We start from the raw sequence: 11,767 nt of genomic DNA on the forward strand, positions 1-11,767 counted from the left end.
CGGGTGCTGGCCACCCATCCCCGCCGTGCCGTCGTCGATGAACTGGAAGTGCTTGGCGGGGAACGTCCCGGCCTTCACCGTCACGGTCTCGCGGCCCAGGAACAGCACGTCGATGTTGACCTCCGAGATCATCGGCGGCGTCGCCCCGCGATGGTCCGGGCTGGGCAGCATCACGCGCAGCTTGCGTTTCTCGCCGTCCGCCCAATCCGACAGGGCCAGCAGGTATCCGTCGGCTACCACCGGGTGGGTGCCCATGCCGTCGATGAGGCCATTCAACGGCACGCGCTGGGATAGTCGCCCGATCGCGGGGCCGTAGCTTTCGCACTCGACCGCGTCTTCGGTGAAGCGGAACCAGCCCGAGCCCATGAAGCGGTCGTCGACGGTTAGCCGGACATGGCAGTCCATCGGCCGCTTATGCTCGTCCAGCGAATAGACGATATCTCGCAGCACCGTCGGGTGAGGATCCTCGATCTCGCAGTGGGCCCGCAGCGTGACCTTGCCGTCTGTGTGGTGGGTGAAACGGAAGTGCTCGATGCCGCGCGGCTGGTCCAGGCGCTCGGGCTTCTTGGACGTGTAGAGAATGGTGCCGGTGATGGAGCGGTGCTTCACGTCGAACCCTCTTCGGAAAAGGCCCCCAGCGGCAGGGGCCGGGCGGTGTTGGCGATCAGGGCCTGGCGACGCAGGAATCGGCGATAGCCGTCCTCGCCCATGCGGGACGGACCGAGGCCTGAGGCCTTGAAGCCCTGTTTGGCGGCCTCGTAGAAGATCGATGTCAGGGCCGCGTCGTTCAGACTGATGGCCCCCGCCTCCAGCAGCCGGCCGACGGCCTCGGCCTGCTCCAGCGTGGCGGCGAAGACGGCGCCGGACAGGCCGTATTCGCCGTCGTTGGCCAGGGCCACGGCCTCATCGATCGTGTCGAAAGCGACGACCGGCAGGATGGGGCCGAAGGTCTCGTCGCGCAGGACGGCCATGTCGGGGGTCACGCCGGACAGAACCGTGGGACGCAGCCAGCGGCCGCCGCCATGGGTCTCGATCTCGCCGCCGGTCAGGACGCGGGCGCCCTTCTCGCGGGCATCGGCGATCTGGGCGGACAGGATGTCGGCCTGGCGGTCGAAGATGATGGGGCCGATCTCTCCGGCGGTGATGTCGGGCCAGTTGAGGCGGGCGGCGGCGGCCTTCTCGACCAGACGGGTGAGGAAGGCGTCGTGGATCGGCCGGGCGACATAGATGCGCTCGATCGACTGGCAAGCCTGGCCGGTGGACAGGACCGAGCCGCGCAGCGCCGCGTCGGTGGCGGCCTCCAGATCGGCGCCCTCCAGCACGATCAGCGGGTCCTTGCCGCCGAGTTCGAGGTAGGCGGGGATCAAGCGACCAGCGGCCTGGACGGCGACCTTGCGCCCCGTCGCGACCGAGCCGGTGAAACAGACGCAGTCGGCGGCGTCGACCACCGCCTGTCCGGTCGCGCCGTCGCCGGGGATGAGGGCGAAAACGGCGGCCAGCTCGGGCACCTCGGCCACGGCGGCCATGACCGGGGCGATGAAGCGGGGCGTGACCTCCGACGGCTTCATCAGAACGGCGCACCCGGCCAGCAGCGCCGGCACCGCATCGATCATGCAGAGTAGCAAGGGGAAGTTCCAAGGACTGACGACCCCGACCAGAGGATAGGCCTTCCAGGCGGCGGTGTGACGCACGCTCGGCAGGCCCCGACCCTGGATCCACTCCGGCGGAGCATCGGCGGCAATGACGCGAGCCCAGGCCTCGATGGAGGTGACGACGCTGTCGATCTCCAGCCGGGCGATACGGCGGCGGCCGGTGTCGGCTTCCAAGGCTGCGCCGATGGGCCCGGCGTGGCGGCGCAGGGACTGGCCAAAGGCGCGCAAGACCTCCAGCCGGGACGCCGCCCCCCTGCCCTCCCACGCGACTTGGGCGGCGCGCAGGCGGGCGGCGACTTCCGCCACCTCGGGCGGGTCGAGCGCCTGACCGCGCCAGTCGTGGTCGCCGGTCCTCGGATTGCGGGCGGTGAACTCCCTCATAGACCCAGCACGCCGGGGTTCATGCGGTGGGTCGGATCGAGCTCGGCCTTGATCGCTTGGATCAGGCGACGCGCGCCCTCGTCCAGGCTGTCGAGCCAGGGATAGGTCCGGCCGATCTGGAAATGGGCGGCGCCGATCTCGGTGAAGGCGTCGATGGCGGCCGCGCGGGCCTCGGCGACCAGGGCGGTGACCTCGGAGTTCTCGCCGTGGCGGGGCAGCTTGGACAGGACATGCGGTTCGAGCGTGGCTTCGTGCAGGGCGCGGCGTTCCTCGGGCCAGACGAAGACGGGCTCGATCAACAAGGCGTTGGTCGAGAGCGCGGTCAGCATAATGCCGGTCTGGACCTTGCCGGCGTCGAACCGGGGCCTCAGCGCCTCGAACCGGTGCATGATGGCACCATAGGCTGCAGGTCCATCCTGCAAGGCGACCAGGCCGTGAACAGGCACCCACCGCTCGCCGTCGGGGCCGAGCACATTGTTCAGCGGGGTGAAGGGGCTGGCGCGGACGACTCGGGGAATGGACGCCTCGACCTCCCGCCCTCCGACGCCTAGGCAGATGCGGCGCGCCTCGGCCAGATCGGCGTCGGCCCCGGCGGCGGAGCGGGCCTCGGCCGTCAGGTGGATCGACCAGTCGTCCGCCCCGAGGAAGCCGCGACCGGCGACGGCCGTGCGGGCGGCGGCTGCGATGCCCTTTAGACCGCCCGATGTCGCCATGGCGCCGAGCGCCTTGACTCCCTGCACCAGCGACGCCCGCTTCAGCCGCATGGCCGAGAGCGCCGGGTCGAAGCCGAACATGTCGGCGGCGACGCCCGCGCGGCTGATCTCTGCCGTGGCCGCCAGCGCCTGGTCCGCCGTTTCGAAGGCGAAGGAGCCGTGGGCCTCGTGCGCCGGGGCTCTCATCAGGCGCAGTGTGATCTCGGCCTTGACGCCCAAGGCTCCGCAGTCGCCGCAGAACAGGCCGGTCAGGTCGGGGCCATAGTGGCGATAGAAGGCGCGACCGTCAGCCTTTCGCCGCGCGCCCGTCGAGACCAGCCGCCCGTCAGCCAGCGCCACCGTCAGCCCCACCACGCTCTCCGATGTCGTGCCCCAGTGGCCCGCGCCGAACACCGCGTTGAGCTGGGACAGGCCCCCGCCGATGGTGGACGACACGCCCGACAGCGGCCCCCAGAACGGCGTGCGCAGCCCCTCAGGCTTCAGCGTCTCCCAAAGGGTTTTCCAGGTGCAGCCGGCCTCCACGGTCACCGTCATGGCCTCCGCATCGATGTGCAGCACCCGGTCCATGCGCGACAGATCGATCAGGGCGACGGGTCCGGCGTCCGACGCATAGCCGCCCGTATAGCTCATGCCCCCGCCGCGGGGGGCGACGGGCAGGTTCAGGCGGGCGGTCTCGGCCAGCGCCCTGGCCAGCCCGGCGGTATCGGCGGGGCGCAGGATGGCGACGGGGCGGCGGCCGATCTTCCAGATGTCCTGGCCATACAGTTCCAGCAGCGCCGGATCGGTCGAGACGACGTCGGGACCGAGCGCGGCTCTCAGGGCGTCGGCGGCGGACGGGCGGGACAGGTCGTCGGCAGGGCTCATTGGGGCTTCCACAAACCGAGAAGAGCCGCCGCCAGCAGCAGCAGCCAGATGAGGAGGACGGCAGGTCGGGTGACCGCCAGCGACCGGGCGATGCGGGCATCCGCGTCCGCCTGCCCCGCCGCCAGCGCGCCAAGCGCCGGGCCGAGGTCGGCGGTCAGGCGGCGTACCAGCAGGCCGGTTAGGACACACCCCGCCAGGATCAGCAGCTTGAGGTTCAGAAACAGCGGCCAACTCGTCCCGCCCGCGAGACCCGCCGCTCCGCCCGCGCCAAGCGCCACCGCAGCGATCCAGCGAAGGCCGAGATCGAACCGTCGCAGGCCCGACGCGGGTCCAGCGTGGCTGAGATGGATGCGCCACGCGATCGAGAGCCAGATGAGTGCCGCGATCCACGCCACGACCATCCAGAGCGGATCGAGCGCCAACCAGCCCCGCGTGACCGCGAGCGTGAACCCGGTGGGAAAGGCCAGGATCAGCGCCGTCCTGGGCCCCATGTCGACATCGCCCAGCAGCCCCGCCGCGCCCAGCCGCGCCGCTCGGTCCTTTGCCGGATCCGCGATCAGAAACGACGCCACGAACGCGCCGAGGTCGCCCCCCAGCCAGTAGACGAGGATCAGGACGTGCAGCAGGAGGAGAAGCGCGTCGGCCAAGGCATCGTCCGCAAATGATATAAGTCTATATCATTTGCTCGTGGCCCGGTTGGCAAGCCCAAAGGGGCGTCAGGTCCAGCCCTCGGTCCCCTGCCTCTGGGACGTCATGTGGTACTGGAAGCGGTCGGGCCGATAATGTCCGACGATCATCTGCACCGGCCGGGCGTCTGCGCCGATCATGATGCGCTCGATCTTCAGTACCGGCGCGCCAGAGGGCACGTCCAGACATGCCGAGACGGTCGGCGAGGCCGCCGCCGCCGTGATCCACTGCTCAGCCTCGACCGCCCCTGCCCCGGCCCGTTCCAGCAGGGTCAGCAGGGGCGTCGAGCGCAGCTCGTCGATGGAGTAGCGCGCCGCGATATCGGCCGGCACATAGGTCGTCAGATAGGAAAACGGCTCGCCCTGGAGCTTTCTCAGACGAACCGCCCTCTGAACCACGGCACCCGATTCCAGCTTCAGTCGCGCGGCGACGAGAGCGTCGGCAGGCTCGTCGGCGACCTCCAGCAGCTCGACCTCGGTCGTCAGACCCATCGACTTCAGCGACGAGATCAGCGTCTCGAAGGAGCCCGACACCAGCGGGATCACCCCGCCGGTCGACACGATTGTCCCCCGCCCGCGATGGCGCGAGACCAGATTGTTGGCCGCCAGCTCGTTCAGCGCCCGCTTGACCGTGATGCGCGACACGTCGAAGGCGCGGGCCAGCTCCTGCTCGCCCGGCAGGGTCTGGCCGTCGGCATAGACGCCCGACTGGATGCGCTCGCGCAGCACCAGATAGACCTGATGATAAAGCGGCGTCGGCAGGGCCCCGTTCAGCAGCCCCGCGTCGTCCGCCTGGATGTCCGATGCGCCGTCGGCCAAAAGACCTATTCCTATACCAACTCAGTCCGCGCTACGCATAGGACGATCCGCCCGGAGCGCGCAATGTCCGACCCTTCGCCCTATATCGCCCTCGCCTTGCAGACGACCTGCTTCGCCGTCAACGGCGACGCCGACGCCCGCGCCAGTCGGCCGCGCATGGCCGAGACCATTCGGCGGATCGGCGGGCAGATCGCGGCGTCCAAACGCTTCATCGGCCCGGACGTTCGGCTGGTCGTCCTGCCCGAGTACTTCCTGACCGGCTTTCCGATGGGCGAACCCACGGCCGTCTGGGTGGCGAAGGCCTGCCTTGAACCAGGCGGTGCCGAGTACCGCGCGCTCGGCGAGGTCGCGCGCGCCCATGACGTCTTCCTGGCCGGCAACGCCTATGAGACAGACGAGCATTTCCCCGGCCTCTACTTCCAGTGCAGCTTTGTCATTGCCCCGGCCGGAGACGTCGTCCTTCGCTATCGCCGCCTTGTGACCCTGTTTGGACCCAGCCCCTACGACGTCTGGGACCACTACATCGCACACTATGGCTTGGACGGTGTCTTCCCCGTCGCCGACACCGAGATCGGCCGCCTCGCCGCCATCGCCTCAGAAGAAATCCTCTATCCGGAGATCGCCCGCGCCCACGCCGTCCGAGGCGCCGAGGTCTTCGTCCATTCCTCCAGCGAGATCGCCGCGGCCCTGCCCACGCCCAAGAACATCGCCAAGCAGGCCCGCGCCATCGAGAACCTGGCCTATATCGTCAGCGCCAACTCGGCGGGCATAGAGGGCATCGCCATCCCCAAGGCCTCGACCGACGCCTCGTCCAAGGTCATTGATTTCCGCGGGCTCGTGCTGGCGGAAGCCGGCTACGGCGAGAGCATGGCAGGCTATGCGGAAATCGATGTCGGCGATCTGCGCCGCTACCGCCGTCGTCCGGGCATGCCCAACATTCTGTCGCGCCAGCCCATGCACCTCTGGAGCCAGGCCTATGCGGGGGTCGACATCCAGCCAAGGAACACCCTGCTCGACGGCTCCGGCGGCGTGACCGTGCCGACCCCGGCCTTCTACGCCCAGCGCCAGAGGGCGGTGATCGACAAGCTGGCCGACGCCGGCGTGATCTGACGCCAACTGAACAACCGTCACCGTGTCGTCATGGTGACGGTCGCTGCGCACACGCGACCTGCCGTGCGGCGGCGTTACATTACAGCGTTGACGCGCGCGGACGGTCGTCCATAGTCAAATGATCTATAAGTATATCATTTGGCCAATCGGAGGGGCTGGACCCAATGTCGCATACTCACGGTGTGATCCGGACGCGCAGCGTCATTCTCGCGGGCGTCGCCTTCGCGGCCCTGGCCTCGACCGCCGTGCCGGCATCGGCCCAGCAGGCCGCCAGCAGCGATCCCGAAGCCTCCACCGTCGAGGACATCGTCGTCACGGCGCGTCGTCGTGAGGAATCTCTTCAGGACGTGCCGATCGCCGTCTCGGCCTTCACCGAGGAAACGATCGAGAATCGCCAACTCGAAGACCTCTCCGACATCGCTCGCTACACGCCCGGCGTTCAGCTGCAGCAGGCGTTTGGCCGCGACGGCGACCGTCCGGTCATCCGGGGCGCCTCGAACATCCTGGTCTCCGACGGCAAGGTCGGTGTCTTCCTCGACGGCATCCCGTGGTTCGGCGACTTCACGACGCTGGACCTCGACACCGCCCAGCGCGTCGAGGTGATTCGCGGACCCCAGTCGGCGGTGTTCGGTCGCGGAACGCTTTCGGGCGCCATCAACGTCGTCACGCGCCGTCCCGGCGACGACTGGAGTGGCAGGGTCAGCTACACAGCCGGGACCGACAATCGTCTCTCGGTGTCGGGCGTCATCTCCGGCCCCCTGTTCGACGGGGTCGGAGTCATGCTGGGCATGACCCAGAACGATGTTGACGGTCAGTATCGGAACCAGGCCGGCCTCGGCGAAGACCTCGGAAGCCAGAGCTCGCAGGGGCTCTATGGCGGGCTGTTCTTCAATCCCCACCCCGACTTCGATGCCTCGATCCGCTACTTCCGTTCCGAGGATCGCGACAGCCACTTCGCCGTGGCCCTGCAGAACTCGACCTTCAACAACTGCTTCCAGGCGACCCGCAGCTACTACTGCGGCGAGATCCCGACGCCGACGCGGTTTGCCCTGAACACCGACCGCTTCCTGCTGCCCGGGCTCAAGCGCGAGGCCGAGCGCTTCATCGCCGATGCCAACTGGAACATCGCCGGTTCGGGTTATGTCCTGTCCTATCTCGGCGGCGTGAACGACGTCTATGAGGCCTCGGGCTACGACCAGTCCTATGACGACCGCGACTTCTTCCTGATCGGGGCCGGCTGCCCCTTCGTGCCGATCGCCAACCGCCTGTGCGGTCGCTCGCCATTCAACGACACCTCCAGCTCGAACCGGGAGACCCAGACCCACGAACTGCGGCTGTCCAGCCCGGGCGGCGGCTTCCTGACCTGGAACATCGGCGTCTACTCGGCCAACGACAAGAACACTCCCTCGCCGGAGTACCTCGAGGCGACCGAGGTCGGCCTCGACACGCTCGGGGCCATCAACGAGGTCGAGACCCGCGCCATCTTCGGCGGGGTGGACCTGGCCCTCACCGACACGCTGACCCTGGCCCTGGAGCTGCGCTATCAGGAGGATGAGGTCACCTCGACCAACCAGCCCTACACAGCCTCGACCTATTTCACCCCGGCCTATCTGGCGACGCTGCGCAGCCCCAACCCGAATGCCGTGGTCGGCACGGCCCTGACCCGCACGGCCCAGTTCGACAACACCCTGCCCCGGGCCACCCTCACTTGGGAGCCGTCGTCGGACCTGACGCTGTATGCCCAGTATGCTCAGGGCAACTCGCCGGGCGGCTTCAACGATCCGGCCGCGCCTGTCACGACATTCGACGAAGAGACCCTCACCAACTACGAAGTGGGCGCCAAGACCCGTCTGTTCGGCTTCGACTACCTGAACGCCTCGCTGTTCTGGAACATCTACGAAGACCAGGTCCTGACCAACACCTTCCAGGCGCTGACGGTGGTGCAGAGCTTCCGCGCCAACATCGGCGAGTCCGAGCTGAAGGGCATTGAGCTGGAAGGGGCCTATTCCCTGACCGACAACCTGTCGGCGCGCTTCACCTACTCCTACCTCGATGCCGAAATCACAGAGGGCGTTGACGGCGATCAGGCGGTCCTGCTGCTCGGCGCCGCGTGCAAGACCGGCACCGCGATCAACCTGGATCGACCCGGTTGCCGTGACGCCGGCTCCATCGTGGGCAAGCGGCCGCCTCTGGTGTCGGAACATCTGGCCAGCGCTGGCATCCGCTGGGACGGCGACGCGCTGGATAACGGCTGGACCCCCTTCGCCTCGGCCGACGTCAGCTATCGCGGCGCGTTCTTCGAGCAGGTGCATAACAACATCACCATCCCGGCCGCGACGCGGCTGGACGTGCAGCTGGGCGTTCAGAACGACAACCTGCGTCTGGCCTTCTGGGGTCGCAACATCACCGACGACGACACGCCGCAGGGCGTGCTGCGCTACGTCGATTTCCCGGCGGCCCTGACGCCGTCGGGTGATCGGCCCCGCGCCTTCGCCGTCACTGCGTCGCCCGGCGCCAGCTATGGCGTGACGCTCAGCGCCCGCTTCTGATGAGAGCGGTCCTGCCCGCCGCCCTCGGCCTGGCCCTGATCGCCGGGTCGGCGGCGGCGGGCGACCCGCCGCCCGCACCGATGGCCGTCGGGGTCCTGGAACGCGACCTGCCCCGCCTGGTCGAGATGCTTCAGGGCGCATGGGACAACGCCGAGCAGTTCGGTTTCGCCGAGGAACTCGGCTTTCCCGACGGTGCCCCGCCAACGCGCCGCCACGTCACGATCCGCCGCATCGACGCTCCCGGCCTTGGCCCGCTGGTCTTGCGGCTGGACGAATACCGCAACAATGACCCCGCCGACCTCGGTCGCCAGCGCCTCTACGCCTTGGCCGTCGATCCCGCGAAGATGGCGATCCGCATGGATGTGCTGACGCCGCTCGGCGACCGCCTGCCCGCCGACGCGGACCATGCCGCCCTCACGCGGGAGGGAATGCGCTTCAATCCCGGCTGCGAAACCCAGTGGCGGCGGAACGCCGACCAGTTCGTCGGCTGGATCGAGGACGGGGCCTGCAAGGTTCGCTCCCAAGGCGGCTCCGGTCCGGAGCTGACCATCGGTGCCGACATCGCCCTGTCGGCCGACCAGCTGTGGATGACCGAAACGGCCCGCGACGCCCGCGGCCGCGACGCCTATCCCGACGAGCCCGACGCCCCGGTCCAGTATCGCCGCGCCACGGCCTTCACCTGCTGGATCGCTGTGCCCAGACAGGCTCCACAGGAGGGGTGGTTCTTCGCCCGCGACCTGGCCATTCACGACCAGGGCGGCGAGGTCTGGATCACCACCGACGAGACCACGCCCCGGACCTTCGGCTTCCGCATGCGAAATGTGCGCTGGCCGACAGGCCAGAACGCCGACGCCCTGACGCTGTATGTCCACGACGAGCGCGGCGCGCCCGCCATCAGCTACGCCTGGGCCAACCCCGACGCGACGCGGATCGGGATCAATCTGCGCACAATCCAAGGCAGCTGCTCGCGCTAGGCGACCTTCACCTCGTCGATCAGGGTCCGCTGGTAACACTCCCCGTCGCGGAACCAGTGCCAGGTCCGCGCCCGGGTCCGGCCGTCCGGGGCCAGAACGATCAGTTCGTACAGATGGGCGCCGGGCGTGTCCGTCCGCTCCCACGTCAGGATGCAGGTGCGGTCGTCACCCTGCCAAGCGTAGCCCTGAATCAGTCCCGTGTCCCACCACAGGCGGCCGTCGCGATAGGTGCCGGGATGCACGGCCTCCAACACCCGGCCGTCGGGCCAGGTGAAGCGGTTCTTCTGGACGTAGGCGTAGGGACCGTCATCGGGGAAGGATACCTCTATGCACGAGGCGTGGCGGTCGACCTCGATCCCGTCGGTCGTGACGGTGCGATAGGTCCCCTCCCAGACGCCGGCGTGGCGGACCAGCGCCGGCATGTGCTCATGCAGCGGGTTCACTTCACCCGGCGCTCGGTGATGCAAGTGCGCTTGAACAGCTTGTCGTTCTCGAACCAGTGCCAGGTGCGGGCGCGATCATTGCCATCCTCGGACAGCTGGATCATCTCGTAGAGATAGGCGCCGGGCATGTCCTTCCGGGTCCAGGTCAGGCAGACGGTGCGGGGGTCGATTTCCCAGGCGCGGCCGTCGATGCGATCGGTGTCCCACCAGATCTGGCCGTCGCGATAGGTGGCGGGGAAGTGGATCTCTTCCTTGCGGCCGTCGTCCCAGATGTAGGTGTTGATCTGATAGTAGGCGTAGGGGCCGTCGTCGGGTAACTTGCACTGGAGGTGCGAGCGGTGGCGGTCGATCAGGTTGTTGTCGGGATCGACGTGGATGTATTCGCCTTCCCATTCGCCGGCGTGGCGGGCCAGGACCGGCATGCCTTCGCGGATTCCGCTCATCGTTCGCTCCCTCGATGGGGCGGCGCGATCCGCCCTTGGCAAATGGTATAGACTTAGATCATTTGGGCGGGAAACCCTTTTTGGACCAGAACATGGATGACGCGCTGAAGGTCGAGGTCGCGGGCGATGTGGCGACCCTGACCCTGAACCGGCCCGAGAAGAAGAACGCCCTGACGCTCGCCATGTGGAGTGCCCTGCCCGGCCTTTTGGCGCAGATCGCGGCGGACCCAGCGGCCAAGGTGTTGGTCGTGCGCGGGGCGGGCGGGACCTTCGCCGCCGGAGCCGACATCGGCGAGTTCGAGACCGTCTATGCGACGCCGGACAGCACCCGCGCCTACTTCGACCGGGTCGGCGAGGCGATGGAGTCGCTGGCGACGTTCGCGAAGCCGACGGTGGCCATGATCGAAGGGGCCTGCGTCGGGGGTGGGCTGGGGCTGGCGCTGGCCTGCGACCTGCGGATCGCGGCGACGGATGCGCGGCTGGCGCTGACGCCGGGGAAGCTGGGGCTGGTGTATTCGCTGCCGGATACCCGGCGACTGGTGCAGGCGGTGGGGCTGTCCAAGGCCAAGGACATCCTGTTCACCGGGCGGCTGATCGGGGCGGAGGAAGCGCTGGCCATCGGGCTGGTCGATGCGCTGCATGCGCCGGACGCGCTGGAGGCGGCGGTGGCGGAGAAGACGGCCCAGATCGCGGCGGCCAGCCAGTGGACCGCGCGACGGGCCAAGGCGATCGTCGGGCTGATCGCCGATGGGGAGACGGCGGACACGGCCGAGACGGCGCGATGGCTGATCGAGGCGGTCGAGGGCGAGGACTTCCGCGAGGGGCGGGATGCGTTCCTGGGGAAGAGGAAGCCGGTGTTTCCGTTTCGGTGAAGCCGAGGGGCCGCGGAGCGAAAACAGAGTGCGAATGGTCTGAAACGTCTGAAATCCACGGAAGCGCACTGCGAAAAACAGGGTGCACATAGTGGACATGGTGCACTTCGGGACGACTGATGGGGTCATCGGGACAGCGTAGGCGAGCGGTGCGTCAGGATCGGACGTAGCCGCAAAATCCTCCCCCGTTGGGGGAGGTGGATCCGGAGCGAAGCGGAGGAGACGGAGGGGGCCCGGTTCGGACGCCGGCATTCGCGGCCG

General features: G+C 68.4%; 11 protein-coding genes. 4 read left to right on the top strand and 7 right to left on the bottom strand.

Features of this window, described 5'->3' with window-relative positions; translation table 11 throughout:
* From IP78_RS04875 to IP78_RS04895, 5 genes are all read right to left on the bottom strand, one after another.
* The coding region (locus IP78_RS04875) for a hypothetical protein (RefSeq protein WP_054110586.1) at positions 1–609 on the bottom strand (609 nt) is incomplete at its 3' end.
* Entirely contained in the window at positions 606–2,033 is a 1,428-nt protein-coding gene (locus IP78_RS04880) for an aldehyde dehydrogenase family protein (RefSeq protein WP_054110587.1), read from the bottom strand. The genes IP78_RS04875 and IP78_RS04880, both read right to left, overlap by 4 nt.
* Entirely contained in the window at positions 2,030–3,610 is a 1,581-nt protein-coding gene (locus IP78_RS04885) for an FAD-binding oxidoreductase (RefSeq protein ID WP_054110588.1), read from the bottom strand. The genes IP78_RS04880 and IP78_RS04885 overlap by 4 nt, the downstream gene beginning before the upstream one ends.
* A complete protein-coding gene (locus tag IP78_RS04890) occupies positions 3,607–4,257 on the bottom strand; it encodes a hypothetical protein (RefSeq protein ID WP_054110589.1) in 651 nt (216 codons plus the stop codon). The genes IP78_RS04885 and IP78_RS04890 overlap by 4 nt, the downstream gene beginning before the upstream one ends.
* A gap of 69 nt (positions 4,258–4,326) precedes the next feature.
* Positions 4,327–5,115 carry a GntR family transcriptional regulator gene (locus IP78_RS04895; protein ID WP_082384850.1) on the bottom strand — a complete coding sequence of 263 codons (789 nt, stop codon included), beginning with the start codon at positions 5,113–5,115 and terminating at the stop codon, positions 4,327–4,329.
* A 63-nt stretch (positions 5,116–5,178) separates the two neighbouring features.
* Here IP78_RS04895 and IP78_RS04900 point away from each other — a divergent pair, with 63 nt between their 5' ends.
* The 3 genes from IP78_RS04900 to IP78_RS04910 all read left to right on the top strand — a co-directional run bounded on the left by IP78_RS04900 (position 5,179) and on the right by IP78_RS04910 (position 9,748).
* Entirely contained in the window at positions 5,179–6,225 is a 1,047-nt protein-coding gene (locus IP78_RS04900; protein WP_054110590.1) for a nitrilase-related carbon-nitrogen hydrolase, read from the top strand.
* A 164-nt stretch (positions 6,226–6,389) separates the two neighbouring features.
* The gene (locus tag IP78_RS04905; protein WP_082384851.1) at positions 6,390–8,774 is read left to right on the top strand and encodes a TonB-dependent receptor; all 2,385 of its coding nucleotides are present in this window, start codon (positions 6,390–6,392) and stop codon (positions 8,772–8,774) included.
* Positions 8,774–9,748 carry a chromophore lyase CpcT/CpeT gene (locus tag IP78_RS04910; RefSeq protein WP_054110592.1) on the top strand — a complete coding sequence of 325 codons (975 nt, stop codon included), beginning with the start codon at positions 8,774–8,776 and terminating at the stop codon, positions 9,746–9,748. The genes IP78_RS04905 and IP78_RS04910 overlap by 1 nt, the downstream gene beginning before the upstream one ends.
* Here IP78_RS04910 and IP78_RS04915 read toward each other — a convergent pair.
* Entirely contained in the window at positions 9,745–10,191 is a 447-nt protein-coding gene (locus IP78_RS04915) for a hypothetical protein (protein ID WP_197272377.1), read from the bottom strand. The genes IP78_RS04910 and IP78_RS04915 overlap by 4 nt on opposite strands.
* The gene (locus IP78_RS04920; protein WP_054110594.1) at positions 10,188–10,634 is read right to left on the bottom strand and encodes a DUF3598 family protein; all 447 of its coding nucleotides are present in this window, start codon (positions 10,632–10,634) and stop codon (positions 10,188–10,190) included. The genes IP78_RS04915 and IP78_RS04920 overlap by 4 nt, the downstream gene beginning before the upstream one ends.
* Before the next feature lie 92 nt (positions 10,635–10,726).
* Here IP78_RS04920 and IP78_RS04925 point away from each other — a divergent pair, with 92 nt between their 5' ends.
* Entirely contained in the window at positions 10,727–11,506 is a 780-nt protein-coding gene (locus tag IP78_RS04925) for an enoyl-CoA hydratase-related protein (protein ID WP_054110595.1), read from the top strand.
* Positions 11,507–11,767: the final 261 nt, after the last annotated feature.

Source organism: Brevundimonas sp. AAP58 (assembly GCF_001295975.1).
Lineage (GTDB): Bacteria > Pseudomonadota > Alphaproteobacteria > Caulobacterales > Caulobacteraceae > Brevundimonas.